At 73.1% G+C, this 26,249-nt stretch carries 20 protein-coding genes and 1 tRNA gene; 9 read left to right on the top strand and 12 right to left on the bottom strand.

The window, feature by feature from the left end; translation table 11 throughout:
- Positions 1-216: 216 nt before the first annotated feature.
- The 4 genes from WDV06_RS21445 to WDV06_RS21460 form a co-directional block, all read right to left on the bottom strand.
- Positions 217-2,166 carry an acyl-CoA dehydrogenase family protein gene (locus WDV06_RS21445; RefSeq protein WP_395511379.1) on the bottom strand — a complete coding sequence of 650 codons (1,950 nt, stop codon included), beginning with the start codon at positions 2,164-2,166 and terminating at the stop codon, positions 217-219.
- 157 nt (positions 2,167-2,323) lie between these two features.
- Positions 2,324-3,769, bottom strand: a complete 1,446-nt coding sequence (locus tag WDV06_RS21450) for an aldehyde dehydrogenase family protein (protein ID WP_395511380.1) — start codon at positions 3,767-3,769, stop codon at positions 2,324-2,326.
- Between the two features lie 394 nt (positions 3,770-4,163).
- Entirely contained in the window at positions 4,164-5,744 is a 1,581-nt protein-coding gene (locus tag WDV06_RS21455; protein WP_395511381.1) for a PucR family transcriptional regulator, read from the bottom strand.
- 134 nt (positions 5,745-5,878) lie between these two features.
- Complete coding sequence (locus tag WDV06_RS21460) at positions 5,879-8,203, bottom strand: ATP/GTP-binding protein (protein WP_395511382.1); 2,325 nt, start codon at positions 8,201-8,203, stop codon at positions 5,879-5,881.
- A 245-nt stretch (positions 8,204-8,448) separates the two neighbouring features.
- Here WDV06_RS21460 and gabT point away from each other — a divergent pair, with 245 nt between their 5' ends.
- Positions 8,449-9,795: a 4-aminobutyrate--2-oxoglutarate transaminase gene (gene gabT / locus WDV06_RS21465; protein ID WP_395511383.1), complete on the top strand. Its 1,347-nt coding sequence runs from the start codon at positions 8,449-8,451 to the stop codon at positions 9,793-9,795.
- Between the two features lie 445 nt (positions 9,796-10,240).
- Positions 10,241-10,714: a phosphatase PAP2 family protein gene (locus WDV06_RS21470; RefSeq protein ID WP_395511384.1), complete on the top strand. Its 474-nt coding sequence runs from the start codon at positions 10,241-10,243 to the stop codon at positions 10,712-10,714.
- A 146-nt stretch (positions 10,715-10,860) separates the two neighbouring features.
- Here the strand turns inward: WDV06_RS21470 and WDV06_RS21475 are convergent, their stop codons facing one another.
- From WDV06_RS21475 to WDV06_RS21505, 7 genes are all read right to left on the bottom strand, one after another.
- Complete coding sequence (locus WDV06_RS21475; RefSeq protein WP_395511385.1) at positions 10,861-11,349, bottom strand: hypothetical protein; 489 nt, start codon at positions 11,347-11,349, stop codon at positions 10,861-10,863.
- Between the two features lie 159 nt (positions 11,350-11,508).
- Positions 11,509-12,927 (bottom strand): NAD(P)/FAD-dependent oxidoreductase, encoded by a 1,419-nt coding sequence (locus WDV06_RS21480; protein WP_395511386.1) that lies wholly within the window; start codon positions 12,925-12,927, stop codon positions 11,509-11,511.
- A gap of 22 nt (positions 12,928-12,949) precedes the next feature.
- Complete coding sequence (locus tag WDV06_RS21485; protein ID WP_395511387.1) at positions 12,950-13,744, bottom strand: ABC transporter permease; 795 nt, start codon at positions 13,742-13,744, stop codon at positions 12,950-12,952.
- A complete protein-coding gene (locus WDV06_RS21490; RefSeq protein WP_395511388.1) occupies positions 13,744-14,673 on the bottom strand; it encodes an ABC transporter permease in 930 nt (309 codons plus the stop codon). Before WDV06_RS21490 ends, WDV06_RS21485 begins: the two co-directional genes overlap by 1 nt.
- Entirely contained in the window at positions 14,670-15,836 is a 1,167-nt protein-coding gene (locus WDV06_RS21495; RefSeq protein WP_395511389.1) for an ABC transporter ATP-binding protein, read from the bottom strand. The genes WDV06_RS21490 and WDV06_RS21495 overlap by 4 nt, the downstream gene beginning before the upstream one ends.
- A 70-nt stretch (positions 15,837-15,906) precedes the next feature.
- Positions 15,907-17,157 carry an ABC transporter substrate-binding protein gene (locus WDV06_RS21500; protein ID WP_395511390.1) on the bottom strand — a complete coding sequence of 417 codons (1,251 nt, stop codon included), beginning with the start codon at positions 17,155-17,157 and terminating at the stop codon, positions 15,907-15,909.
- 75 nt (positions 17,158-17,232) lie between these two features.
- Positions 17,233-18,747, bottom strand: coding sequence for a gamma-aminobutyraldehyde dehydrogenase (locus WDV06_RS21505; protein WP_395511413.1), 1,515 nt, complete (start codon positions 18,745-18,747; stop codon positions 17,233-17,235).
- 182 nt (positions 18,748-18,929) lie between these two features.
- Between WDV06_RS21505 and WDV06_RS21510 the strand changes: the two genes are divergently transcribed.
- The 3 genes from WDV06_RS21510 (at position 18,930) to WDV06_RS21520 (ending at position 21,562) form a co-directional block, all read left to right on the top strand.
- Positions 18,930-19,484, top strand: coding sequence for an NADAR family protein (locus tag WDV06_RS21510; protein ID WP_395511391.1), 555 nt, complete (start codon positions 18,930-18,932; stop codon positions 19,482-19,484).
- A 47-nt stretch (positions 19,485-19,531) separates the two neighbouring features.
- Positions 19,532-19,609 (top strand) — tRNA-Ser (locus WDV06_RS21515).
- Positions 19,610-19,975: 366 nt separating this feature from the next.
- Positions 19,976-21,562, top strand: coding sequence for a TROVE domain-containing protein (locus WDV06_RS21520; protein ID WP_395511392.1), 1,587 nt, complete (start codon positions 19,976-19,978; stop codon positions 21,560-21,562).
- A 116-nt stretch (positions 21,563-21,678) separates the two neighbouring features.
- Here the strand turns inward: WDV06_RS21520 and WDV06_RS21525 are convergent, their stop codons facing one another.
- Positions 21,679-22,281: a DUF4190 domain-containing protein gene (locus WDV06_RS21525; protein ID WP_395511393.1), complete on the bottom strand. Its 603-nt coding sequence runs from the start codon at positions 22,279-22,281 to the stop codon at positions 21,679-21,681.
- A gap of 221 nt (positions 22,282-22,502) precedes the next feature.
- On the opposite strand from WDV06_RS21525, the gene WDV06_RS21530 reads away from it, so the two are divergent.
- Genes WDV06_RS21530 through WDV06_RS21545 form a run of 4 tightly spaced genes read left to right on the top strand, consistent with a single transcriptional unit; the run spans position 22,503 to position 26,121 of the window.
- Complete coding sequence (locus WDV06_RS21530; protein ID WP_395511394.1) at positions 22,503-23,528, top strand: adenosine deaminase; 1,026 nt, start codon at positions 22,503-22,505, stop codon at positions 23,526-23,528.
- Positions 23,529-23,564: 36 nt separating this feature from the next.
- Positions 23,565-24,254: a glycerophosphodiester phosphodiesterase gene (locus WDV06_RS21535; protein WP_395511395.1), complete on the top strand. Its 690-nt coding sequence runs from the start codon at positions 23,565-23,567 to the stop codon at positions 24,252-24,254.
- Entirely contained in the window at positions 24,251-25,423 is a 1,173-nt protein-coding gene (locus WDV06_RS21540) for a sensor histidine kinase (protein ID WP_395511396.1), read from the top strand. The genes WDV06_RS21535 and WDV06_RS21540 overlap by 4 nt, the downstream gene beginning before the upstream one ends.
- Positions 25,420-26,121, top strand: coding sequence for a response regulator (locus WDV06_RS21545; RefSeq protein WP_395511397.1), 702 nt, complete (start codon positions 25,420-25,422; stop codon positions 26,119-26,121). Before WDV06_RS21540 ends, WDV06_RS21545 begins: the two co-directional genes overlap by 4 nt.
- Positions 26,122-26,249 lie beyond the last annotated feature (128 nt).

The following is a 26,249-nucleotide window of genomic DNA, read 5'->3' on the forward strand; positions in this document are numbered from 1 at the left end:
GGGGGGGGGGGGGGGGGGGGGGGGGGGGGGGGGGGGGGGGGGGGGGGGGGGGGGGGGGGGGGGGGGGGGGGGGGGCCCGCCCCCCCCCCCCCCCCCCCCCCCCCCGGGCCAGCCTCCGGCTGGCCCGGTCCTCCTCGGCCGTCGCCATCGTCCTCGTCCGCCTCGCACTCGTACCCGTGTCCGCACATCTGTCCGAACAGTGCCGATGATGGCAGGTCAGCGCAGAGGACGGTGAACGTTTTTCCTCGTGGACGGGCCGGGGGAGGCGTCCGCGATCCAGGGGCCGTCGCCGGAGGGGTCGAGGACCCCCTCCTCCAGCCAGGTGTAGGTGCCGGAGAGGACGCCCTGGACCACCTTGTGGTCGAGGTCGTCGGTGTTGGCCCACAGCCGCCCGAAGAGCTCCTCGACGCGCAGCCGGGACTGGCGGCAGAAGGCGTCGGCGAGCTGGTAGGCCTCGCGGCCGTGGTCGCCGGTGGCCCGCAGGTGCTCGGCGCGCACGCAGGCCGCGCTCATCGCGAAGAGCTCGGCGCCGATGTCCACGATCCGCCCGAGGAATCCCTGCTTGGTCTCCATGCGGCCCTGCCAGCGGGACATGGCGTAGAAGGTCGAGCGGGCGAGTTTGCGGGCGCCGCGCTCGACGTAGCGCAGGTGGGTGGCGAGGTCGGGGTGGCCGGCGGGGTGGAACTCGCGGAAGGTGCCGGGGACCTGGCCGGGACCGGCGGCGAGCCTGGGCAGCCAGCGGGCGTAGAACCCGGCCGCGCGGGCGCCCGCCTTCGCCTTGTCGCCGAGGGCCTTGTCGGGGTCGATGAGGTCGCCGGCGACGGAGAGGTGGGTGTCGACGGCCTCCCGGGCGATCAGCAGGTGCATGATCTCGGTGGAGCCCTCGAAGATCCGGTTGATGCGCAGGTCGCGCAGGAGCTGCTCGGCGGGCACAGCGCGTTCGCCGCGGGCGGCGAGGGACTCGGCGGTCTCGAAGCCGCGGCCGCCGCGGATCTGGACCAGCTCGTCGGCCATCAGGCAGGCCATCTCCGAGCCGTAGAGCTTGGCGAGGGCGGCCTCGATGCGGATGTCGTTGCGGTCCTCGTCGGCCATCTGGGAGGCGAGGTCCACCACGGCCTCCAGGGCGAAGGTGGTGGCCGCGATGAAGGAGATCTTGGCGCCCACGGCCTCGTGCCGGGCGACCGGGCGGCCCCACTGCTCGCGGACGCCGGACCACTCGCGGGCGATCTTCAGGCACCACTTGCCGGCGCCGACGCACATGGCGGGCAGGGACAGCCGTCCGGTGTTGAGGGTGGTCAGCGCGATCTTGAGGCCGGCGCCCTCGGGGCCGATCCGCTGGGAGGCGGGGACGCGGACCCGGTGGAAGCGGGTGACGCCGTTCTCCAGGCCGCGCAGGCCCATGAAGGCGTTGCGGTGCTCGACGGTGATGCCGGGCGAGTCGGCCTCGACGACGAAGGCGGTGATCCCGCCGCGGTGGCCCTCCGACGCCGGTACCCGGGCCATCACCACGAGCAGGTCGGCGACCACCCCGTTGGTGGTCCACAGCTTGACCCCGTCGAGGAGGTAGGCGTCCGGGTCCTCGGGGTCGGGGACGGCCGTGGTGGCCAGGCGGGCCGGGTCGGAGCCGACGTCCGGCTCGGTGAGCAGGAAGGCGCTGATCGCGGTGGTGGCGCAGCGCGGCAGGTAGGCGTCCTTCTGCTCCTTGGTGCCGAACATCTTCAGCGGCTGGGGCACGCCGATGGACTGGTGGGCGGAGAGCAGGGCGCCGATGGCCGGGCTGACGGAGCCGACCAGCGCGAGGGCCTTGTTGTAATACACCTGGGTGAGGCCCAGGCCCCCGTACTCGGGGCTGATCTTCATGCCGAGGGCGCCGAGCTCCTTGAGCCCGCGCACCGTCTCGTCGGGGATGCGGGCCTCGCGCTCGATGCGCTGCCCGTCGATCTCGTTCTCGCAGAACTCCCGCAGCCGGGCGAGGAAGGCCTCGCCGCGCCGGACGTCCTCGCCGGCGGGGAGCGGGTGGGGGTGGATCAGGTCGAGGCGGAAGCGGCCGAGGAAGAGCTCCTTGGCGAAGCTGGGTTTGCGCCAGTCCTGCTCCCGGGCCGCTTCCGCGACCTGCCGTGCCTCGCGCTCCGTCACCTTGGGCTGTACGGGCTGTGTTGCCGACATCCGGGTCCTCACCTCGCCGCATCGGGGGCTGCCCATCGGTTGCGTGTGAGTCGTACCCGTTTCGGGCGCCGGGGATTCGGGGGGCGCGGCAAAAGGGGGACGGCCGGAGCCCCCGCACAGTAGGCTCCGGCCGTCGGTCTGGGACCGTACGAGTCGGTCAGATGTCGAGGCCCGTGAGGACCAGGACGCGCTCGTAGGTGTAGTCGTCCATCGCGTAGCGGACGCCCTCGCGGCCCACGCCGGACTGCTTGACGCCGCCGTACGGCATCTGGTCGGCCCGGTAGGAGGGGGCGTCGCCGATGATCACGCCGCCGACCTCCAGCTCGCGGTGGGCGCGGAAGGCGACCTGGACGTCGCGGGTGAAGACGCCGGTCTGCAGGCCGAACTTCGAGTCGTTGACGGCGGCGAAGGCCTCGTCGGTGTTCTCGACCTTCGTGATCGTCAGGACCGGGCCGAAGACCTCCTCGGTGGCGAGCTTGACGCCGGCCGGGACCTCGGCGAGGACGGTCGGCTCGACCGAGGCGCCGTCGCGCTTGCCGCCGGTGAGCAGCTTGGCGCCGGCGGAGACGGCCTCGTCCACCCAGGACTCGACACGCTTGGCGGCGTCCTCGGAGACCAGCGGGCCGACGTCGGTGGCGTCGTCGGCGGGGTCGCCGGTGACCTGGGCCTGGACCTTCGCGACGACCTTCTCGACGAGGCGGTCGTAGACGGAGGCGTCGGCGATCACGCGCTGCACGGAGATGCAGGACTGGCCGGCCTGGTAGTTCGAGAAGGTCGCGATACGGGTCGCGGCCCAGTCGAGGTCGGCCTCGGAGGACCAGTCGGCGAGGACCACGGCCGCGGCGTTGCCGCCGAGCTCCAGGGTGCAGTGCTTGTGGGGCACCGACTGCTGGATGGCGTAACCGACGGTGTCGGAGCCGGTGAAGGAGATGACCGGGAGGCGGTCGTCCTTGACCAGGGCCGGCATCTTGTCGTTGGCGACCGGCAGGACCGACCAGGAGCCGGCCGGGAGGTCGGTCTCGGCGAGCAGCTCGCCGAGGATCAGGCCGGAGAGCGGGGTGGCCGGGGCCGGCTTCAGGATGATCGGCGCGCCGACCGCGATGGCGGGGGCCACCTTGTGGGCGCACAGGTTCAGCGGGAAGTTGAACGGCGCGATGCCGAGGACCGGGCCCTTGACGAAGCGGCGGGTCAGGGCCAGGCGGCCGACGCCGCCGGCGTCGGTGTCCAGGCGCTGGGCCTCTCCGCCGTTGAAGCGGCGGGCCTCTTCGGCGGCGAAACGGAACACGGACACCGCACGGCCGACCTCACCGCGCGCCCACTTGATCGGCTTGCCGTTCTCGGCGGAGATCAGCTGGGCGATCTCCTCGGTGCGCTCGACGAGCCGCTTGGACACGTGGTCCAGGGCGGCGGCCCGTACGTGGGCGGGGGTCGCGGAGAACTCCGCCGTCACGGCGTACGCCGCGGCCACGGCCTCTTCCACCTGGGCGTCGGTGGGCACGCTGACGGTGCCGACGAGCCGGCCGTCCCACGGGTTGTGGACGTCGAAGCTGTCCTCGCCGGTGGCCTGGCGGCCGGCCAGCCAGAAGGCGTGGGTGGAGGTCATGCGAATCCCGGCCCTTCGGTGTGTGCGGTGGTCCTTGTCTCCACCACGGTAGGTCGCCGGGGGTGCTTCGCGGTTTATCCGCGTTGGAGAACCTCCCGGCGGGGCCGCGCCGCTTTGTCAGTGTCGCCTGAGGGCCTCTGCGCCCCGCGTGGGTCAGGCCGCTGCGCGGTGCCGTCCCCTACCCGCCCTTCCACCGTTCCCCGGGCTCCGCCCGGACCCGTTGCGGGCGCTGCGCGCCCGTGCGCTCGATCGCCGCGCGGGCTGGATGTCGCGCAGCGACATTCCAGCCCCGCCGGCGATTGAGGCGCGGGGTCCGGGGCGGAGCCCCGGAGAACGGGTGAAGGGCGGGGCGGGGGCGGCCCCGCGCAGCGGCGTACCCCCCTCCCCCGGAGGGTCAGCGCTGGGCCGGGCTGGCTTTGAGGGCGAGCCACAGTTCCATGCGGACGTCCGGGTCGTCCAGGGAGCGGCCGAGGATCTCCTCGACCCGCTTCATCCGGTAGCGCAGGGTGTGCCGGTGGACGCCGAGGTCCGCGGCGGCCGCGTCCCACTGCCCGTGCCGGGCGAGCCACGCCTGGAGGGAGGCCACCAGGTCACCCCGTCCGGTCGCGTCGTGCTCCCGCAGGGCCCTCAGCGTGCCGTCCGCGAAGGCCCGTACCGCGTCGTCGGCCAGCAGCGGCAGCACCGACCCCGCCGCGAGGTCCTCGTGCTCGACCAGCGGGCGGCCGCGCCGCCGGGCCACGGCCAGCGCCTGGTCGGCCTGCTTGAACGCCGCGGCCACCCCCTCCGGGCCGGCCGGCGCCGAGAGGCCCACGACGAGCTCGTCCGGCTCCGGCCCGGCGGTCTCCCGGCCGCGCCGGGACTCCAGCGCCTCCGCGTGGTCGGCGCACGCCTGCACCGCCGCGCCCCCGTCGGCGGCGAGCACCACCAGCCGTCCGGGCTCCGGCACCACCAGCAGCGCCTCCCCGGTCCGCGAGGCCGCCGACTCCACGGCGTCGGCCAGCAGGGCCAGCCCCTCCGGCTGGGCCGTCCCCGGCAGGGCCGGCTCGGCGACCACGATCCGGAACGGCGCCTCCAGCAGGGCCCCGTACAGGTCCCCGGCCACCGCCCGGGCGTGCCCGGCCTCCCCCTCCAGCAGCATCCGCAGCACCGCCGCGCCCAGCCGGGACTCCGCGTCGTGCAGGGACCGCGAGCGCTCGGTGGTCAGGGTCAGCAGGGCGACGGCGGAGTGCACCGCGTACCGCTCGGCGGTGCCCAGCGGGGCGGCCGTCCCCACGGCGAGCGCGCCGCGGGCCCGCCTCCCGGTACCGAGCGACTGGAGCTCGACCCGGTCCTCGGCCCCGCCCACCACCGCGCTCGCCGGAGCCGGCCGCTCGCGCAGCCGCTCCACGTCGGGGGTGAGCCGGGCGGCCCGCCGCGCGGCCCAGTCGGGGGCGGCGGCGACGACGGCGCCGGAGGTGTCGTACAGCGCCGCCCAGCCGTGCACGTGGGCGGCGAGCTTGGCCAGCAGGTCGCCGGGGCCGTCGGAGGAGAGTGCGGCCCGGGTCAGCTCGCGCTGCGCCTCGAAGCCGGCGGTCACGGCCCGGTACTGGTCGGCCGCGAGGGCCGCCGAGACGGCCTTGCTGATGGCGAGGAACGGGGTGCGCCGGGGCACCTCCAGCAGCGGCAGGTCCTCCTCCCGGGCGGCCTGGACCAGCGCCTCGGGGACGGCCTCGTAGTTCACCCCGACGGCGAAGCCGATGCCGACGACCCCGGCGGCCGCGAGGCGCCGTACGTAGCGCCGCATCTCCTCGGGGTCCTCGGCGTCCAGCTTCATGGCGGTGACGAGCAGCAGCTCGCCGCCCTCCATATAGGGGACGGGGTCGGCGAGCTCGCTGACGTGGGCCCAGCGGACGGGTGTGTCGAGGCGGCTCTCCCCCGCCCGGACGCTGAGCTTGAGCGCCGAATGCTGGACGAGCGAGGCGAGGGTGAGCGGCATCGGTACCAGAGGCCTTAGGGGGAGGGCGGGGAGCGGCGGGCGGGGTGTTCTCGATCCTGGGGTCCCCTGGTCCGGGGATTGCTCCACGCCGTATGAACAACCCCTCTCGATTCTGCCACCCCGTACGGGTTCTCTCAGCCCGTTCCGGCCAGCCGGAGCAAAAGCGGAGCCGCTCGTTCCCCCCGGACGGAGGTGAGGGAGAGGACCGCGCAGCCGGGCGGCACGGCGTGCGCCAGCTCGGACGCGGACCAGCGCTCCCGCTCCACCTGGCGCACGGTGACCGCGTCGGTGGTGACCGCCTTGCCGGTGACCATCTTGCGGAAGGCGTGGATGGCCCGGGTCAGCGGCTGGTCGGCGAAGACGGTGCGGTGGGTGACGTCGCGGGTCTCGACCCACTCGGTGCCCCAGGCCTCGGCGAAGCGCTGCCCGTCCCAGGTGGTCACCCCGGAGAAGGCCATCCGGCAGCCGACCGCCCCCAGCAGCGGGGTCCGCAGGGCCTCGGGGACGTCGTCCAGCGAGCGGAGCGAGAGGAGCACCCCGGCGTTCGCCGAGCGCAGCCGCTGGAGCCCGCGGACGGTCTCGGGGGTCAGGGTGTGCGAGGCGTCGTCGAGGGCGAGGAAGGCGAACAGCGAGCGGTCGGCGCGGGCCGCGGCGGAGGCGTTGAACTGGGCGAGCAGCAGCCGGGCCAGCATCCGGGAGGCGTCGGCGTGCCCGCGCTCGGGCAGGTCCACCCGGACCCGGACGGGATGTTCGAGAGCGCGCAGCGAGAAGGGCCGGCCGCGGCCGGTGGTGTCGAAGAACCCGGCGAAGGCGGGCCGGTCGAGCAGGGCGATCCGGTCGGCGAGGGCCGGACCGGGGTCGCCGTGGGCCCCGTACTGGCGCTCGCGCGCGGCGAGCTCGCGCAGCATCGCCTGCTGCCCGGCCCCCTCCAGGGCCTGGCGCAGGGAGGTGACGGCGCTGGGCACCCCGTCGAGCAGCTCGCGCAGCTCGGGCACGGCGGGGAAGCGGCCGTGCGCCGCGCGGAAGGGGCCGAGCAGCTGGGCGAGCGCGGTCGCGGCGCGGCGGACGTCGGCGCCGGGGACGTCGGCGACGAGGGCCTCGGCGAGCAGGGCGGCGGCCTCGTCGCAGTCGCCGGTGCCACCGTAGAGGTCGAGGTCGTGGACGGAGTCGGGGTCGCCGACGCGGACCACGATGTCGTAGGCCTCGTCGGGGCCGAGCCGGGAGCCGGCCGCGCCGACGGCGATGACGGCGGCCTGCCCGGCCAGCGCCTGGAGGGCGAGGGACTCGACGACGGGCCGCACGAGGCGGGCGGTCTTCCCGCTGCCGGAGGGGCCGACGGCCAGCAGGGAGGTCCCCAGCACGTCGGGGCCGAGGGCGAGGCCGGTGCCGCGGCGGGCGTAGGGGTTGCGCTCGCCGTCCTCGACGGTGCCGAGCAGCACCTGGCGGGCGAGCAGGTCGTGCCGGGCGGCGCGGACCGGGAGGTCGCGGTCGCCGGAGGGGTGGACGCAGGCGGCGGCGCCCTTGTCGCGGACGGCGTCGGCGAAGGCGGACAGCCGGGTGGGGTCGGCCCGTACGGATTCCCAGGCCCGGCGGATCCGCGCGTAGTCCACGTCGTTCATCCGCCCGCCCCGCACCTCCCCCCCGAGCCGCTCGGCCACCTCCCCGAGCCCGGCCTCCCGCAACTCGGGCCAGGAGGCGGGATCGGCCTGCGGTGTCTCCACCGGTGCCGGGGCGGTCTTGAGGCGGCCACCGGGGGCGGGTCTGCGGGCGAGCCGGGTGAAGAAGAGGACCACGGGAGCGAAGACGACCGCGTACACGAGGAGGGTGACCAGTTTGACCGTGCCCGCGCTCATGTCCTCGTAGGGCAGGTGGCCTCCGACCAGTCCGAGCACGGTCAGCGTGTTCGTCCAGATCAGCATCGCCACGAAGAGCGCGCCTGCGGTCGCACCGGCCACCCGGGCCCGGGTGCCGCGCGCGGCGACGAGCCGTTCGAAGGCCAGGCCCCAGGAGCCGAGGCGACTGAACCACACCGCCAGCACCACCGTCACCAGCAGCATGTACGCCTGGAGCGCGGCGACGCCGCGACCGTCGACCGGGCCACCGTCCAGGGGCTTCCACCAGTCACGCGGAGTGAGGAGCTTCACCGGCAGATCGGTGTAGGGGATGTAGTTGTTGCTGATCAGGGACCAGGCGAGCACGCACGCCAGGAACGAAATGACCGCTCCGGTCAGCAGGGACCGGTCCCCGACGGGATCCGCCGCGCCCCCCTCGCGCGGTGCGTACCCGAACCGCCACACCCCCGGCTCGGCCTCCGGGCGCGGCGTGCGGAGCCAGCCCTCCAACGGGGCGCCGGCCGTCGGGGCGTGCCGGGGTTTCGGTGGGGGCTCGGCGGGGGGCGCCGGGCGGGGGACGCGCCCCGCGCGGGTCGCCTGTCCGTCGTAGGTGCCCTCGCTGTCCATGAACCCCTGCCCCCTGCCGTGCCGTTCCCTGTAACGCCGCGGCGCTCAATCTAGTGCCCGGCCCGCCACTTGGGCCCGCACCCCGGCGGGATCGACGGGCGATGAACCCCGTCCTTCCTATGGCCGCCACGGACAAGGACACGCGGGCACCACTCCCTAACGGAGCATGCCTTACCCCCTCCCCCGGGCCTAGCCTGCGGACAAAGACACAAGTGCGTCCGAAAACACCCCCCAGGGAGCCCTCTATGACCGCTGTCCCGCAGGAGCGCCGCATCGTCACCGCGATCCCCGGCCCCAAGTCGCAGGAGCTTCAGGCCCGCCGCCTTTCGACGGTGGCCGGCGGCGTGGGCTCCGTGCTCCCCGTCTTCACGGCGCGCGCGGGCGGCGGCATCATCGAGGACGTCGACGGCAACCGCCTGATCGACTTCGGCTCCGGCATCGCCGTGACCTCCGTGGGCGCCTCCGCCGAGGCCGTCGTGCGCCGCGCCTCCGCGCAGCTCGCCGACTTCACGCACACCTGCTTCATGGTCACCCCCTACGAGGGCTACGTCGAGGTCTGCGAGGCCCTCGCCGAGCTGACCCCGGGCGCCCACGCCAAGAAGTCGGCCCTGTTCAACTCGGGCGCCGAGGCCGTCGAGAACGCCGTCAAGATCGCCCGGGCGTACACCAAGCGCCAGGCCGTCGTCGTCTTCGACCACGGCTACCACGGCCGTACGAACCTCACCATGGCCCTGACGGCGAAGAACATGCCGTACAAGCACGGCTTCGGTCCGTTCGCCCCCGAGGTCTACCGCGTCCCGGTCGCCTACGGCTACCGCTGGCCCACCGGTGCCGAGAACTGCGGCCCCGAGGCCGCCGCCGCCGCGATCGACCAGATCACCAAGCAGATCGGCGCCGAGAACGTCGCCGCGATCATCATCGAGCCGGTCCTCGGCGAGGGCGGCTTCATCGAGCCGGCCAAGGGCTTCCTGCCGGCGATCGTGAAGTTCGCCAACGAGAACGGCATCGTCTTCGTCGCCGACGAGATCCAGTCCGGCTTCTGCCGCACCGGCCAGTGGTTCGCGTGTGAGGACGAGGGCATCGTCCCGGACCTGATCACCACCGCCAAGGGCATCGCGGGCGGTCTGCCGCTCGCCGCCGTGACGGGCCGCGCCGAGATCATGGACGCCGCGCACGCGGGCGGCCTCGGCGGCACCTACGGCGGCAACCCGGTGGCCTGCGCCGGTGCGCTCGGCTCCATCGAGACGATGAAGGAGCTCGACCTCAACGCCAAGGCGAAGAACATCGAGTCCATCATGAAGTCGCGCCTGGCCGCGATGCAGGAGAAGTACGACATTATCGGCGACATCCGCGGCCGCGGCGCCATGATCGCGATCGAGCTCGTCAAGGACCCCGCGTCCAAGACCCCCTTCCCGGAGGCCGCCGGCGCGCTCGCCAAGGCCTGCCACGCCGAGGGCCTGCTCGTCCTCACCTGCGGCACCTACGGCAACGTGCTCCGCTTCCTGCCGCCGCTGGTCATCAGCGACGAGCTGCTGAACGAGGGCCTGGACCTCATCGAGGCGGCGTTCGCGGCCATCGGCACGGACGTCTGAGCGACCGCCCGAACACGGGAGCCCGCCGGTACCGCCGGTAACGGTCGGGCGCTGTGAAGAAGCTGTGGGGGGCCGATGGCAAGAGGCCGTTCCTGCTGTCGGACCCCCCTCGGCTGCCGTACGGTTTCTGCAGATGAGTGAGACAGACCGCTCCCGGGCAACCGGGCGCGAAACCGGTACAGGGCTTCCCCAGCGCCGTACTGGGCATGCGTTCGCGCACACTCCTCTCCGATCGGACGGCCGTCCGCCCCAAACCCCCCGGGGCGCACGGCAACCCGATCCGGCCGGCCGTCCCGGAACCATCCCCCCTGTTCCGGGACGGCCGGCCCCTTTCCCGGGCCCGCTCCTCGCGGCGGGCTGCGCCGTCCTCTTCGCGCTGATCACCTGGCAGGTCCTCGTCGGCGGCCCCCTGCTGACCCCGGACCGGGAGCTGAGCCGCGCCCTGGTGCGCACCGTTCCCGACTCCGTCACCGAGCGCCTCGCGGACCTCGGGAACGTCCCGGTCGCCGTCCCCGTCCTCGCCCTGGCCATGGCGTACGCCGTCCGGCGCGGCCACCGGGCCGCCGCCCTCGCGGCCGGTCTGGCGATGGCCCTGGTGCCGGCGCTGATCGTGCCGCTCAAGGAGTGGACCGCCCGCCCGGGCCCCCTGGAGCCCTGGGCCGCCGGCTACTACCCCTCGGGCCACACGGCCACGGCCCTGACGGCCTACACGGCCGCCGCCCTCCTCCTCGCCCCGCACACCCGCCGCCGCTGGCCCCTCCCCGCCGCGGCCGCCCTGACGGCGCTGACCGCGACGGGCCTGGTCCTGCGCGGCTTCCACTGGCCCCTGGACGTCCTGGCGAGCCTGCTGATGTGCACCCCCCTGCTGCTGGGCGTGCGGTGGGCGGTCAGCCGAGGCGCGCGTCGAAGTTCCGGCTGAGCTCCCAGCCGCCGACGCGGTCCCGGTCGGCCGCCCGGGTCATCGGGCCGCGCAGGGCGGGCCGGGGGCCGTGGGGCCGGCGGATGCCGCGGTCCGGGTGCCGGGTGCCGTTGCCGGGTGGGGCAGTCCAGGGCCTTGTCGGGGCCTCACGCGGGACCGCCTCCCGGCTCCCCCGCCGGGATCCGCTCCCCCGCCAGGATCCGCGCCGCCGCCTCGTGCAGGGCGAGCTCCAGCAGCCCCGGGTCCGTCAGGGTCCCCCGGCCGTCCGGGAGGTGCAGCCAGCGCGGACCGCCCGTCGCGCGGCCGGGGTACGGGACCGCGATCCAGCTCCCGCGCCCCGCGCCCCGTACGCCCGTGCCGATCCAGCGGGAGGCGGTCCCCGCGGGTACGAAGAAGCCCAGGCGGGAGGTCCGGCCGGCGGCGAGCACCGGGCCGGGCGGCGCGGGGAGCCGGCGCAGTACGCCGAGGGCCGCCGAGCCCAGCGGCCCCGGGGTGATCAGGACGTCCCAGTGCACGCCCGCCGGCAGGAGGGCGACCCCGCGGGGAGCCCGCTCCCATTCCCACCGGCAGGCGTCCGGGTCGGGCGCCGCCGCCGCCAGCCACTCCACTGCCGTCCTGGTCCCCGGGAACGCCATCGCCCGGCCTCCGTTCGTCTCGCGAGGTGAGGGTGTCTCACCGGGAGAGAGCGGGGCCGGGCGGGGCTATGACGCGGGTCGGGTTACTCCGTGGAGGTGAACCGGCTCACCGCGCCGGGGCGGGGAAGCACCGGGGTGCGCCGGTGCCCGCCGCCGGCCTCAGCTGTCGAAGCCCAGTCCGAAGCGGTCGAGCGTCTTCAGCCACAGGTTGCGGTGGCCGCCCCGGGCGTCGGCGCGGGCCAGCGACCACTTGGTGAGGGCGATGCCGGTCCAGGCCAGGGGTTCGGGCGGGAACGGCATCGGCTTGGACCTGACCATCTCCAGCCGGGTGCGCTCGGTGGACAGCCCGTCCAGCAGGTCCAGCATCACGTCCGCGCCGAAGCGGGTGGCGCCCACCCCGAGCCCGGTGTAGCCGGCGGCGTAGGCGACCCGGCCGGCGTGCGCGGTACCGAAGAACGCCGAGAAGCGGGAGCAGGTGTCGATGGCCCCGCCCCAGGCGTGGCTGAAGCGCAGCCCCTCCAGCTGGGGGAAGGCGGTGAAGAAGTGCTCCGCCAGCTTGAGGTAGGTCTCGGGTCGGTGGTCGTACTCCGAGTCGAGCCTGCCCCGGTAGGGGTAGATCGCGTCGTAGCCGCCCCACAGGATGCGATGGTCCCGCGTGATGCGGAAGTAGTGGAACTGGTTGGCGCTGTCGCCGAGCCCCGGCCGGTTCTTCCAGCCGACCGATGCCAGCTGCTCCTCGGTCAGCGGCTCGGTCATCAGCGCGTAGTCGTACACCGGGACGGTGAACGGGCGCACGCGCTTGACCAGCGACGGGAAGATGTTCGTCCCCAGGGCGACCCGGCGGGCCAGGATCGTCCCGTACGGGGTCTCCACCGTCATGCCCCGGCCGGCGCGCGCCATCTTCAGGCCGCGGGTGTTCTCGTAGATCCGTACGCCCTGCTCCAGGCAGGCCCGCTTCAGGCCCCAGGCGAGCTTCGCTGGATTGAGCATGGCGACGCCGTCGCGGTCCCACAGGCCCGCGAGGAAGGTCGGGGAGTTGACCTCCGCGCGCAGGGCCTCGCCCTCCAGCCATTCGGAGCCGTCCGCGAGCCCGAGCCTGCGGGCCTCCTCGTGGAGTTCGCGCAGCTCCTCGACCTGGTGCGGTTCGGTGGCCACGTCGATCTCACCGGTGCGCTCGAAGTCGCAGTCGATGCCGTAGCGGGCGACCGCCTCCTCGATGGCGTCGAGGTTGCGGGCGCCGAGCTCCTCCAGCTTGGCCAGCTCGCCGGGCCAGCGGGCCAGGCCGTTGGCGAAGCCGTGGGTGAGGGAGGCCGCGCAGAAACCGCCGTTGCGGCCGGAGGCGGCCCAGCCCGCCTCCTTGCTCTCGATCAGTACGACGTCCCGGCCGGGGTCGCGCTCCTTGGCGAGCAGCGCGGTCCACAGTCCGCTGTAGCCGCCTCCGACGACGAGCAGGTCGCAGCGCTCGTCGGAGGTGAGGGCCGGCTGCGGGTCGGGGCGGCCGGGGTCGTCCAGCCAGTACGACACCGGCTTCGCTTCGGAAAGGGATTTCGCAACACTACGCATGGCGACTGGGGCCATGGCTTCCAACTCCCTACGGGGTCTACTTCGGTTGTGCCTTCTTGCGGCGGTTGCCGGCCCACTGGCCGGCGAGGACCACCAGCACCGCGATGACGAACATCGCCGTGCCGATGACGTTGATCTGGACGGGCGTACCGCGCTGGGCCGATCCCCACACGAACATGGGGAAGGTGACGGTGTTGCCCGAGTTGAAGTTGGTGATGATGAAGTCGTCGAACGAGAGCGCGAAGGAGAGCAGCGCGCCCGCCGCGATACCGGGGGCCGCGATCGGCAGGGTGACGCGCAGGAAGGTCTGCACGGGCCCGGCGTAGAGGTCGCGGGCGGCCTCCTCCAGCCTCGGGTCCATCGACAGCACGCGTGCCTTGACGGCGGCGACGACGAAGCTGAGGCAGAACATCACGTGGGCGATCAGGATGGTCCAGAAGCCCAGCTGGATGCCCATGTTGAGGAACAGGGCGAGCAGCGAGGCGGCCATCACGATCTCGGGCATGGCCATGGGCAGGAAGATCAGCGAGGTGACCGCCCCGCGGGCCCGGAACCGGTAGCGCACGAGCGCGAAGGCTATGGCGGTGCCCAGGACGGTGGCGCCGATGGTGGCCCACAGGGCGATCTGGAGGGACAGGGCGAGGGAGCCGCACAGGTCGGCGACCCCGCAGGGGTCCTTCCAGGCGTCGAGGGAGAACTCCTGCCAGGCGTAGTTGAAGCGCCCGGTGGGGTTGTTGAAGGAGAACACCGTCACGACGACGTTCGGCAGGATCAGGTACGCGAGCGTGCCGAGGCCCGCGATGACGACGAGATTGCGGCGGAGCCAACGCATCAGACCAGGTCCTCCGTTCCCGCTCGGCGGATGTAGACGGTGACCATGATCAGCACGATGGCCATGAGGATGAACGACAGCGCGGCCGCCGTCGGGTAATCGAGGATCCGCAGGTACTGCGACTGGATGACGTTGCCGATCATCCGGGTGTCCGTGGAGCCGAGCAGCTCAGCGTTGACGTAGTCGCCGCTCGCGGGGATGAAGGTCAGCAGGGTCCCGGAGACCACGCCCGGCATCGAGAGCGGGAAGGTCACCTTGCGGAACACCGTGGCGGGGGTGGCGTACAGGTCGCCGGCGGCCTCGTGGAGGCGGGTGTCGATGCGCTCCAGCGAGGTGTAGAGCGGCAGGATCATGAAGGGCAGGAAGTTGTACGTCAGGCCGCAGACGACCGCGAGCGGCGTGGCCAGGACCCGGCTGCCCTCGGTGATGCCGAGCCAGCCGGTGACGTCCAGGAAGCCGACCTTGTCCAGGACGGCGACGACGGGCCCGCCGTCGGCGAGGATCGTCTTCCAGGCCAGCGTGCGGATCAGGAAGCTGGTGAAGAACGGGGCGATGACGAGGACCAGCAAAAGGTTTCTCCACCGGCCCGCCTTGAAGGCGATCAGGTAGGCCAGCGGGTAGCCGAGCAGCAGGCACAGGACCGTCGCGGTTCCGGCGTACGCCAGGGAGCGCAGGAACTGCGGGAGGTACTCGGTGAAGGCGTCCCAGTAGGTCTGGAAGTGCCAGGTGACCTCGAAGCCCTCTTCGAGGGAGCCGGTCTGCACCGAGGTGGAGGCCTGGTAGATCATCGGCAGCACGAAGAAGACGAGCAGCCAGACGACGCCGGGGAGCAGCAGCCAGTACGGGATCAGGCGCTTCTTCAGCGAGGCCCGGTGGACCGGGGGCTCGGCCGGGGCCTCGGTCTGCGGGGGCGCGGCGGTGGCGGTCACGCGCTCTCCTCGACGGTCTCGATGCCCGCGTCGCCCGTCGTCCCGGCAGAAATGGACTGGTCCGCGTCGAGGCCGAAGGTGTGCTCGGGGTTCCAGTGCAGGACGACCTCGGCGCCGGGGACCAGGCGGGCGTCGCGCTCGATGTTCTGGACGTAGACCTCCAGCTCGGGGCAGACCGGGCTGTCGATCACGTACTGGGTGGAGACGCCGATGAAGGAGGAGTCGGCTATCTTTCCGGCGATCTTGTTGCGGCCGGCCGCGATGGTGTGCTCCTCCTCGGCCGGGACCAGGGAGATCTTCTCGGGGCGCACGCCGACCAGCAGCTTTCCGCCGGTGCGGGGCGTGGTCGAACATCGGGCGGCGGGCAGCCGGAGGGTGGTGCCGGAAGCCGAGACGGCGACGTCGGAGCCGGCGGACTCCACGGCGGACTCGATCAGGTTCGAGGTGCCGAGGAAGTTCGCGACGAAGGTGGTGCGCGGGTTCTCGTAGAGCTCGGCGGGGGCGCCCAGCTGCTCGACGCGGCCCCCGTTCATCACCGCGACCGTGTCGGCCATGGTCATGGCCTCCTCCTGGTCGTGGGTGACGTGCACGAAGGTGATGCCGACCTCGGTCTGGATCCGCTTGAGCTCCAGCTGCATCTGGCGGCGCAGCTTGAGGTCGAGGGCGCCGAGGGGCTCGTCGAGCAGGAGGACCTGCGGGTGGTTGATGAGGGCGCGGGCGACGGCCACGCGCTGCTGCTGGCCGCCGGAGAGCTGGTGGGGCTTCTTGCGGGCGTGCTCGCCGAGCTGGACGAGGTCGATCATCTCGTCGACCTGCTTCTTGACCGATGTGATGCCGCGGCGGCGCAGGCCGAAGGCGATGTTCTCGAAGATGTCCATGTGCGGGAACAGCGCGTAGCTCTGGAAGACGGTGTTCACCGGGCGCTTGTAGGGCGGCAGGTGGGTGACCTCGCGCTCGCCAAGGCTGATGGTGCCGGTGGAGGGCTCCTCCAGGCCGGCGATCATGCGCAGGGTCGTGGTCTTCCCGCAGCCCGAGGCGCCGAGCAGGGCGAAGAAGGAGCCCTGGGGGATGGTGAGGTCCAGCGGGTGCACGGCGGTGAAGGAGCCGTAGTGCTTGCTGATCCCGGCGAGGCGGACGTCGCCGCTCGCGGTGGTGTCGGTCATGGGCCTGGGCCTTCGGTGGTGTGTCGTGGGAGGGGGACGGGGCGCGGTGGAGGGCCGGTGAGGGGGCCGGTCAGGCGCCGATGAGCTTGGCGAACTTCTCCTCGTACGCCGTCTCTTCCTCGCTGCTGAGGGAGCGGAAGGCGTGGGCCTTGGCGGCCATCTCCTTGTCCGGGACGATCAGCGGGTTGTCCGCGAGCTCCGGCTTGATCCTGGCCAGTTCGTCCTTGACGCCGTCGACCGGGCAGACGTAGCTGATGAACGCGGCCAGCTCGGCGGCCACCGCGGGCTCGTAGTAGTAGTCGATGAGCTTCTCGGCGTTGGTCTTGTGCCGTGCCTTGGCGGGGACCAGCAGGTTGTCGCTGGAGGTGATGTAGCCGGCGGCCGGGATCGCGTACTTGATGTCGGGGTTGCCGGCCTGGAGCTGGATGACGTCGCCCGCCCAGGCGAGGCAGGCCGCTATGTCGCCCTTGTCGAGGTCGGCGGTGTAGTCGTTGCCGGTGAAGCGGCGGATCTGCTTGCTGTCGACGCCCTTCTGGAGGCGGCCGAGGGCGGCGTCGTAGTCCGCGGTGGTGAACTTCGCCGGGTCCTTGCCCTGGTCGAGGAGGGTCATGCCGACGGTGTCGCGCATCTCGGTGAGGAAGCCGACGCGGCCCTTGAGGGTGGGGTCGTCGAGCAGCTGGGTGACGGAGTCGACCTTGTTGCCGCCGGTGGCCTTGACGTTGTAGGCGATGACGGTGTCGATGCCGGTCCAGGGGTAGCTGTGGGCGCGGCCCGGGTCCCAGTCGGGGTTGCGGAACTGCGGGATCAGGTTGGCGTACGCGTTCGGGAGGTGGGCGGGGTCCAGCTTCTGCGCCCAGCCGAGGCGGATGATGCGGGCGGCGAGCCAGTCGGTGACGACGATCAGGTCGCGGCCGGTGTCCTGGCCGGCCGCGAGCTGGGGGCGGATCTTGCCGAAGAACTCGACGTTGTCGTTGATGTCCTCGGTGTACTTGACCTCGATGCCGGTGCGCTTGGTGAACGCCTCCAGCGACGGGCGGGACTTCTCGTCGTCGCTCGTGTCCATGTACTCGGTCCAGTTGGAGAAGGTGATCTCCTTCTCCTGCTCCGAGTGGTCGTCCGACGGCGCCGCCTGACCGCCCTCCCGCTTGGCGGGCGGGATTCCGCAGGCGGTGAGGGCGGCGAGGCCGCCCAGGGTGAGCGCCCCGGCTCCGGAGGCGCGCAGCAGCGAGCGGCGGGTGAGGGCGCCGCGGCCACTGGTGAGACTGCGCCGCATCGCGGCGAGTTGCGCCGCCGAGAGGCGGTCGGGCTCGAACTGCTCCATGCGCGTTGCCCTTTCGGGAGGGAGGGCCGCTGGTCAGGCGGCGGCGGCCACGCGGCGGTAGCCGCGCATCGATATTTATCGGTCCCCGAAGATCGTGCGGTGCCAGTCCTTGGCGGCCACCGCGGTGTTGTCGTACATCACATGCTTGACCTGCGTGTATTCCTCGAAAGAGTACGAGCTCATGTCCTTTCCGAAACCGCTCGCCTTGTAGCCCCCGTGCGGCATCTCGCTGATGATCGGGATGTGGTCGTTGACCCAGACGCATCCCGCCTTGAGCTCGCGGGTGGCCCGGTTCGCCCGGTAGAGGTCCCGGGTCCAGGCGGAGGCGGCGAGGCCGTACGGGGTGTCGTTGGCCAGGGCCAGGCCCTCGTCGTCGGTGTCGAAGGGCAGGGCGACGAGGACCGGGCCGAAGATCTCGGACTGGACGACCTCGCTGTCCTGGGGGGCGCCGGTGATCAGGGTGGGCCGGTAGTAGGCGCCCTCGGCGAGGTCGCCCCCGGGGGTCTCGCCGCCGGTGACGACGGTGGCGTAGGCGCGGGCGCGTTCGACGAAGGCGGCGACCCGGTCCCGCTGGACGTGCGAGACCAGCGGTCCGAGATCGGTGGTGGGCGCGAAGGGGTCACCGAGGCGGACGGTCTCCATCAGCTCGGCGACGCGGGCGGTGAAGGCCTCGAACAGGGGGCGCTGGACGTAGGCGCGGGTGGCGGCGGTGCAGTCCTGGCCGGTGTTGATCAGGGAGGCGGCGACGGCGCCGTGGGCGGCGGCCTCCACGTCGGCGTCGTCGAAGACGACGAAGGGGGCCTTGCCGCCGAGTTCCAGGTGGAGGCGCTTGACGGTGGCGGTGGCGATCTCGGCGACCCGCCTGCCGACGGGGGTGGAGCCGGTGAAGGAGGTCATGGCCACGTCGGGGTGGCCGACCAGGTGCTCGCCCGCGTCACGGCCGGCGCCGGTGACGATGTTGATCACCCCGTCGGGGATCCCGGCCTCCGCGGCCGCCTGCGCGAACATCAGGGAGGTCAGCGGGGTGAGTTCGGCGGGCTTGAGGACGATGGTGTTGCCCGCGGCGACGGCCGGCAGGATCTTCCAGGCGGCCATCTGGAGGGGGTAGTTCCAGGGGGCGATGGATCCGACGACCCCGATGGCCTCGCGGCGTACGCAGGAGGTGTGGTCGCCGGAGTACTCGCCGGCCGCCTGGCCCTGGAGGTGGCGGGCCGCTCCCGCGAAGAAGGCCGTGTTGTCGATGGTCCCCGGGACGTCGAACCCCGTGGTCAGCTTGAGCGGCTTGCCGCACTGGAGGGACTCGGCGTACGCGAAGTCCTCCGCCTGCTCGGCCAGGACGGCGGCCAGCCGGTGCAGGGCGTCCGAGCGCTCGCCCGGGGTGGCGGCCGACCAGGCCGGGAACGCCCGCTTGGCGGCGGCGACGGCCTCGTCCACGTCGGCCGGGCCGGCGAGCTCGTAGGTGAGCACGTCCTGGCCGGTGGCGGGGTCGACGACGGTGTGCGACCGTCCTGAGGTACCCGGCCGGAGCCGGCCGTCGATGTACTGCGCGCCGTCTGCGAAGCGGTCCTTGACCTGGAAGCGGTTACCCATCACGCTCTCACGCTCTCCGTAGCTACAGCTCGAATTGAGTGCCGATCCTGACAGAGGGCTCTCCCTCCGCCAAGTGATTCCGTTGTTGCCTTTTGATTACGCGACGGAATCGGTCGACCATGTGTCGAGGCACGCCGCAAATCCCGTACGAAGTGTCAGTGGTGGCTGGCAGACTCGCGTGCATGGAGAAGATCGACGCCCTGATGGGCCAGGTCAGCCGTGGTGAGCGGGTGAAGTTCCTGCCCTTCTGGGGACACCGGCCGCGCCCGGACGGAAGCCTGGGGCCCAGCTGCCTGAGCCAGTGGTGGCCGTCTCCCTTCACTGTGGGTGACGTCCGCTACGAGACGGCCGAGCACTGGATGATGGCCGGGAAGGCGCGCCTGTTCGCGGACCCGGAGGCGGAGCGGGCCGCCCTGGAGGCGCGGACTGCGGCCGAGGCGAAGAAGGCCGGGCGGCTGGTGCGCGGCTTCGACGAGGCGGTGTGGCAGCGGGAGCGGTTCGCGCTGGTCGTGGAGGGCAGCGTGCACAAGTTCGGCTCCGACCCGGCACTGCGCGCGTACCTGCTGGGTACGGGGTCGCGGGTGCTGGTGGAGGCGAGCCCGGTGGACCGGATCTGGGGCGTCGGCCTGGCGCCCGACGACGACCGCGTCCTGGACCCGGCGCGCTGGCGCGGCCTGAACCTGCTGGGCTTCGCGCTGATGGAGGCGCGGGACCGGCTGCGCGGGGAAGCGGCCTGAGGGCTCCGTAAATACGTGGCGGGCCGTCCGGGGCGGCCCCTAACGTGATCGGTGTCCAGGTGCGAAGGCGAGACCTCCTTCGACTACTCATCGGGAGGTCGCGGGTTCGAGTCCCGCCACCGGTACGCGTGCCGGTGTAGCTCAGTTGGCAGAGCACCATGTGGTTTCGCCGGCCTTGTTCTCTGGACACCTGCTCGTCACGCACCTCCCGGTGCGCCCGGCAGCGGCTACTTCTCGCAGAAACCACGCCGCCGCCCCATCCGATCTCGGGAGGCCCGCGTGGGGTATGCCCGGTGCGCAGGCGACGGTTACTTCCGGGACCCGGAGGTCGTGGGTTCGAATCCCACCCGGCCCGACACCCGCGAGGGCGACGGCCGTTGGAGCAGCTTGGCAGCTCGCCGGGCATGTGTACCGTCTCCGACTCCGATCTCGGGCATTCCCCACCCGGCACGCCTCCCCCGCTCTTCGTTCTGGATTCGGGGGAATTCACCATGGCCCGCTTCAACCAGCGCGCGTCCAAGGCCGCGACCGCGCCCGTCTCGCCCGTACGCTCCACGGGCCGGCGCGCCGCCAACCACCACGGCAGCCCCGGCTTCGTACGCGACGCCCGCTCCGAGCTGTTCCTGCTGGCCGTCGCCAACTTCGTCACGCAGGACACCGCCTACGAGTCCGGCGGCGACCGCGACGACCGCTTCGCCGCACTGGTGCGCCGGCTCGCCGTCGAGGACCCCGAGTGGACCGCCGGCCTGCTGCGCTGGCTGCGCCGCGACGGCGGCATGCGCACGGCCTCCCTCGTCGGCGCCGCCGAGTACGTCAGGGCGCGCCTCGACGCCGGAGCCGTGGACGGGCCCTCCAACCGGCAGGTGGTGGACTCCGTACTGCTGCGTGCCGACGAACCGGGCGAGTTGCTGGCCTACTGGACGGCGGCGTACGGGCGGAACGTGCCCAAGCCCGTGAAGCGCGGCGTCGCCGACGCCGTGCGCCGGCTCTACTCCGGTGCCTCGCTGCTCAAGTACGACACCGCCTCCAGGGGATACCGCTTCGGCGACGTCCTCAACCTGGTCCACCCCTCGCCCGACCCGGCCAAGCCCTGGCAGGGAGAGCTGTTCCGCTACGCCCTCGACCGGCGCCACCACCCGGAGACCGCCGAGGTGCCGGCGGGCGACCGTACCCTGGCCGCCCACCGGGAGCTGATGGGAGTCCCCGTCGAGGGGCGCCGGGCCGTGGTGACGGGCAAGGACGGCGCGGAGCGGCTGGCGGAGGCCGGCATGACCTGGGAGGCGCTGGCCGGCTGGCTCCAGGGGCCGATGGACGCGGCCGTCTGGGAGGCGGTCATCCCGTCCATGGGCGCCATGGCCCTGCTGCGGAACCTGCGCAACTTCGACCAGGCGGGGGTCTCGGACGCGGTGGCGGAGCAGGTCGCGGCGAAGATCAGCGATGCCGAGTCGGTCGCCCGGTCGCGGCAGTTCCCCTTCCGCTACCTGGCCGCCTACCAGCACGCGCCCTCGCTGCGCTGGTCGTACCCGCTGGAGAAGGCGCTGGGGCACGCCCTGGCCAACGTGCCGGAGCTGCCCGGGCGGACGCTGATCCTGGTCGACCGCTCCGGTTCGATGTGGTCCCCGCTGTCGGCCCGCTCCCGGCTCAACCGGGCCGACGCGGCCGCCGTCTTCGGCGCGGCGCTGGCCCTGCGGGCCGAGCGGGCGGACCTGGTGCAGTTCGGCACCGGGAGCAAGGAGGTCGCGTACCGGCGGGGCGAGTCGGTGCTCAAGGTGCTGGAGCGGTTCGAGAGCCTCGGCGGCACGAACACCGCGGAGGCCGTGCGCCGGCACTACAAGCGCCACGACCGGGTCCTGATCGTCACCGACGAGCAGGCCGACCACGCGTACGGCGGCGACCCGACGGCCCTGGTGCCCGAGCGGGTCCCCGTCTACACCTGGAACCTGGCCGGCTACCGGGTGGGCCACGCGCCCTCCGGCGGGGCGAACCGGCACACCTTCGGCGGGCTCACCGACGCGGCCTTCCGGATGGTCTCCCTGATCGAGGGCGGCCGGGACGCCGACTGGCCGTGGGCCGCGTAGGCCCCGCGCGCGAGCGGTGAAGGGCCGGTACCGGGCAGCTGCTGCCCGGTACCGGCCCTTCTTCCTTCCGTGCCCGCCGTGGCGGGTTCCGCCGGTCCCGCCGGGTGCAGCGGGGGTCAGACCCGTTCGCGGACCTGGGTGTTCGAGTGCGAGCCGCCGTCCGGTATCTCGTCGAAGGTGTCCGCCATGAACCCGGCGAACATGACCGCCACCAGCAGGAGGCCCAGCACGATGCCGATCGCGCCCAGGATGATGCCGGCGAGCGCGACGCCGCCGTTGGTGGCCTCGCCGCGGTTCGCCTTGCCCCGGCCGAGCACCCCGAAGACCACCGCGGCTATGCCCAGGGCGATGGCGAAGAAGCTCGTGACGCACCCGACGACCGCGAGGATGCCGAGGATCAGCGCGGTGACGCCGAAGGCGTTGCTCGGGCCGGGTCCGTACGGCTGGTACCCGGTGTAGCCCGGGTAGCCGGGAGGGGCCGGGTACCCGGGCGCGCCCGGGTAGCCCGGAGGGGCCTGGTATCCGCCGGGGGGCTGGTATCCCGGGTAGCCGTACCCGGCCTGGGCCGCGGCCGGGCCGGGCTGCCCGTACCCGCCCTGGGCCGGGTATCCGTAGGCGGCTCCCGGCGGCGGCGCGGAGGCCGGAGGCGGTGCGGGTACGGACACCGGCGGCGTCCCGTCGGCTCCGGGGAGCCCGACCACCGTCTGCTGGTCGTGCACGGACGGCGGCCCGCCCGGGGTCCCGGGCGCCGGCCGCGGGTCACCACCCGGTTCGGCCGCCCGCCTCTCGGGCGGCGCCCACGGGTCCCTCGGCTCAGGGCTCTGGTCGGTCATACGGCACCCCCCTCTCGTACAGCCATGCTAAGCGCTGCCGCCGACAGGGCCGGGCCTGCCTACGATGAGGCAGCCCTGCCCGCACCAGCGTCCCACCGGAGGCTCCCTTGTCCGACCTGCACCCCTTCATCGCGGGGCTGCCGAAGGCCGAACTGCACGTCCACCACGTCGGCTCGGCGTCTCCGCGCATCGTCGCGGAACTCGCCGCCCGCCACCCCGACTCGAAGGTCCCCACCGACCCCGAGGCACTGGCCGACTACTTCACCTTCACCGACTTCGCCCACTTCATCGAGGTCTACCTGTCGGTCGTGGACCTGGTCCGCACCCCCGACGACGTGCGCACGCTGACCTTCGAGGTCGCCCGCGACATGGCCCGGCAGAACATCCGCTATGCCGAACTGACCATCACCCCCTACTCCTCCACGCGGCGCGGCATCGACGAGCGCGCCTTCATGGAGGCCATCGAGGACGCCCGCAAGGCCGCCGAGTCCGAGCTCGGCGTCATCCTGCGCTGGTGCTTCGACATCCCCGGCGAGGCCGGCCTGGAGGCCGCCGCGGAGACCGCCCGCCTCGCCGTCGACCTGCGCCCGGAGGGCCTGGTCTCCTTCGGTCTGGGCGGCCCGGAGATCGGTGTGCCGCGTCCGCAGTTCAAGCCGTACTTCGACCGGGCGCGGGCCGCGGGCCTGCGCAGCGTGCCGCACGCCGGCGAGACCACGGGCCCGGAGACCGTCTGGGACGCCATCCGCGAACTGGGCGCCGAGCGCATCGGCCACGGCACCAGCTCCGTCCGGGACCCGGAGCTGCTGGCCTACCTCGCCGAGCACCGCATCGCGCTGGAGGTCTGCCCGACCTCCAACATCGCCACCCGCGCGGTGACCGACCTCGACGAGCACCCCGTCAAGGAGATGGTGCGGGCGGGCGTGCTCGTCACCATCAACAGCGACGACCCGCCGATGTTCGGCACCGACCTCAACAACGAGTACGCGGTCGCCGCCCGGCTCCTCGACCTCGACGAGCGCGGCCTCGCCCAGCTGGCGAAGAACGCCGTCGAGGCCTCCTTCCTGGACCCGGCGGGCAAGGCCCGGCTGACCGAGGAGATCGACGCCTACACCGCCGAATGGCTCGCCCGCTGACTCCCCTTGATCGCTCCGGCCCCCGAGAATGGGGGCATGAGCACCCTGACTGCCGTCGGCCACCGCGGCGATCCCTACCGAGTCCGTGAGAACACCCTCCCCTCGATCGGCTCCGCGTTCGCGCGCGGGGCCGACGCGGTGGAGGTCGACGTGCGGCTGACCCGCGACGGCGTGCCGGTCCTGCTGCACGACGAGACGCTGGAGCGGCTGTGGGGCCACGACGTACGGCTCGACGCCGTGACGGCACCACAGTTGAAGGAGCTCACCGGGGGCGGGGTCCCCACGCTGCGCGAGGCGTTGACGGAGGCCGGGGCCGGCCGGCTGATGCTCGACCTGCCCGGGGCCTCCTTCGAGGCCGTGCGGACCGTGGTCGACCTGGTGCGCGAGTGCGGCGCCCGCGACCGCGCGTACTACTGCGCCGGCCCGAACACCATGCTGGCGGTGCGCGCCGCCGACCCGGGCGCGGAGATCGCGCTGACCTGGACCACCCTGTCGCCGCCGCGCCGGGTGCTGATCGACGCGGTGTCCCCGCGCTGGCTCAACTACCGCTTCGGGCTGGTCAGCAGGGAGCTCACCGACGCCCTGCACCGGGACGGGCTGCTGGTGTCGGCCTGGACGGCGGACACCAAGCGGTCGATGCGGACCCTCCTGCGGGCCGGGGTGGACTCCGTGACCACCAACAGGCTGGACGCGCTGGCCGCCGTACGGGCCGAGCTCGGGCGGTGAGGGCCGGGCTCGGCGAACGCCTGCGCGAACGGGCCCTGCGGGCGGATCCGCGCTGGCGGGACGCGGGGCTGACGCTGCTGGTCCAAGTGGCGGCGACCATCCCCTTCGTGGTGCCCCGCGACCCGGCGGACTCACCGGCGACCTGGACGGCGTACCTGCTGACGACGCTGGGGAACGTGCCGCTGCTGTGGCGGCGCCGGGCTCCCGTGGCGGCGCTGCTGGGGGTGATCGCGGCCGGTTCGGTCTACCGGCTGGCGCTGGACGGTCCCGGGCAGCCGCTGCCGTACGCGGGGCTGGTCTGCGTCTACTCGATCGCCCTGCTGCGGCCCCCGCGGGTGCGGCTGGCCGTCGGGGCGGCCCTGGTCGTGGTCATCGCGGTGTCGGTCGGGCTGAACACCGGCACGGCGCGGGAGCTGCTGTTCGCGCTGTTCGTGTTCGGGGCGGCGTTCGCGCTCGGACGGCTGCAGGCCACGCGGCTGGCGTACACGGCGGCGGTGGAGGACCGGGCGGCGCAGCTGGAGCGGGCCAACCGGATCGAGGCGGAGCAGGCGGCGGCGCGCGAACGGGCGCGCATCGCGCGGGAGATGCACGACATCCTCTCGCACGCCGTCAGCATCATGGTGGTGCAGGCGGAGGCGGGCCCGGTGGCGGTGCGCCGGGCGCCGGAGCGGGCGGAGGCGGCGTTCGAGGCGATCGCCGAGACGGGGCGGGACGCGATGGCGCAGCTGCGGACGATGCTGGGCGTGCTGCGGACGCAGGAGGCGGCTCCGCGTGCCCCGCAGCCGGGCATCGGGGAGCTGGGGGCGCTGGTGGAGCGGGTGCGGGCGAGCGGGCTGGCGGTGTCGTACGCGCGGACGGGCGCGGTGCGCGAGCTGCCGGCGGCGTTGGAGGCGACGGTGCACCGGGTGGTGCAGGAGGCGTTGACCAACGTGGTGAAGCACGCGGGGGCCTCGGCGGTGGACGTCCTGCTGGAGTACGGGCCGCGGGAGCTCGCCGTCCGCGTCACGGACGACGGCCGGGGTGCGGCCGGGGGCGCCGCGGGCGGGCACGGGCTGATCGGGATCCGGGAGCGGGCGGCGGCGCACGGCGGGACGGCGTGGACCGGGCCGGGGCCGGACGGGCGCGGGTTCACGGTGCTTGTAACCTCGCCGCTGGAGGTGGGGAGTTGACGATCCGCGTGGTGGTGGCCGACGACCAGGAGCTGGTGCGCAGCGGGTTCGCGATGATCCTGGACGTCCAGGAGGACATCGAGGTGGTCGCGGAGGTCGGTGACGGGGCGGCGGCGGTGGCCGCCGTGGAGCGGCTGGCCCCGGACGTGGCGTTGCTGGACGTCCGGATGCCGGTGCTGGACGGGATCGAGGCCTGCCGGGCGATCTCGGCGCGGGGCGCGTGCCGGACGGTGATGCTGACGACCTTCGACTCGGACGAGTACGTGTACGAGGCGCTGCACGCGGGGGCGAGCGGGTTCCTCCTGAAGGACGTGCGGCGGGACGACCTGGTGCACGCGGTGCGGGTGGCGGCGGCGGGCGAGTCGCTGCTCGCGCCGTCGGTGGCGCGGCGGCTGATCGAGGAGTACACGGCGGCGACGGCCCGGCCCCCGGCCCTGCCGGTCTCGGCGGCGGAGCGGCTGGAGGTGCTGACGGCGCGGGAGCGGGAGACGCTGCTGCACCTGGGGCGGGGGCTGTCGAACGCGGAGATCGCGGCGGCGCTGGGGGTGAGTGAGCACACGGTGAAGTCGCACGTGGGGAACGTGCTGGCGAAGCTGGGGCTGAGGGACCGGATCCAGGCGGTGATCTGCGCGTACGAGACGGGTCTGATCGCGGCGGGCTCGGCGGGTCCCGCTGGGGTATCTCCCTCTGGGGAGTGAGGGGGCGGCGAGTCGTCTCCCCCGTGCCGGCGAGTTGTCGTACCGCTGAAGACCCCTCTTGATGGTGATGTGCGATGACCCTTCTGACCTGCAGCATTGAGGTCATCGGGGGGCAGCGGGCCGCTCGG

This window comes from Streptomyces racemochromogenes (assembly GCF_044129415.1).
GTDB classification, from domain to species: domain Bacteria; phylum Actinomycetota; class Actinomycetes; order Streptomycetales; family Streptomycetaceae; genus Streptomyces; species Streptomyces racemochromogenes_A.

Excerpts from the sequence above, each read along its gene's own strand:
- gabT (WP_395511383.1), top strand. The coding sequence starts at position 8,449 with ATGACCGCTGTCCCGCAGGAGCGCCGCATCGTCACCGCGATCCCCGGC.
- WDV06_RS21510 (WP_395511391.1), top strand. The coding sequence starts at position 18,930 with ATGGAGAAGATCGACGCCCTGATGGGCCAGGTCAGCCGTGGTGAGCGG.
- WDV06_RS21460 (WP_395511382.1), bottom strand. The coding sequence starts at position 8,203 with ATGGACAGCGAGGGCACCTACGACGGACAGGCGACCCGCGCGGGGCGC.
- WDV06_RS21535 (WP_395511395.1), top strand. The coding sequence starts at position 23,565 with ATGAGCACCCTGACTGCCGTCGGCCACCGCGGCGATCCCTACCGAGTC.
- WDV06_RS21500 (WP_395511390.1), bottom strand. The coding sequence starts at position 17,157 with ATGGAGCAGTTCGAGCCCGACCGCCTCTCGGCGGCGCAACTCGCCGCG.
- WDV06_RS21445 (WP_395511379.1), bottom strand. The coding sequence starts at position 2,166 with ATGTCGGCAACACAGCCCGTACAGCCCAAGGTGACGGAGCGCGAGGCA.
- WDV06_RS21450 (WP_395511380.1), bottom strand. The coding sequence starts at position 3,769 with ATGACCTCCACCCACGCCTTCTGGCTGGCCGGCCGCCAGGCCACCGGC.
- WDV06_RS21475 (WP_395511385.1), bottom strand. The coding sequence starts at position 11,349 with ATGGCGTTCCCGGGGACCAGGACGGCAGTGGAGTGGCTGGCGGCGGCG.
- WDV06_RS21520 (WP_395511392.1), top strand. The coding sequence starts at position 19,976 with ATGGCCCGCTTCAACCAGCGCGCGTCCAAGGCCGCGACCGCGCCCGTC.
- WDV06_RS21505 (WP_395511413.1), bottom strand. The coding sequence starts at position 18,747 with ATGGGTAACCGCTTCCAGGTCAAGGACCGCTTCGCAGACGGCGCGCAG.
- WDV06_RS21485 (WP_395511387.1), bottom strand. The coding sequence starts at position 13,744 with ATGCGTTGGCTCCGCCGCAATCTCGTCGTCATCGCGGGCCTCGGCACG.
- WDV06_RS21495 (WP_395511389.1), bottom strand. The coding sequence starts at position 15,836 with ATGACCGACACCACCGCGAGCGGCGACGTCCGCCTCGCCGGGATCAGC.
- WDV06_RS21455 (WP_395511381.1), bottom strand. The coding sequence starts at position 5,744 with ATGCCGCTCACCCTCGCCTCGCTCGTCCAGCATTCGGCGCTCAAGCTC.
- WDV06_RS21480 (WP_395511386.1), bottom strand. The coding sequence starts at position 12,927 with ATGGCCCCAGTCGCCATGCGTAGTGTTGCGAAATCCCTTTCCGAAGCG.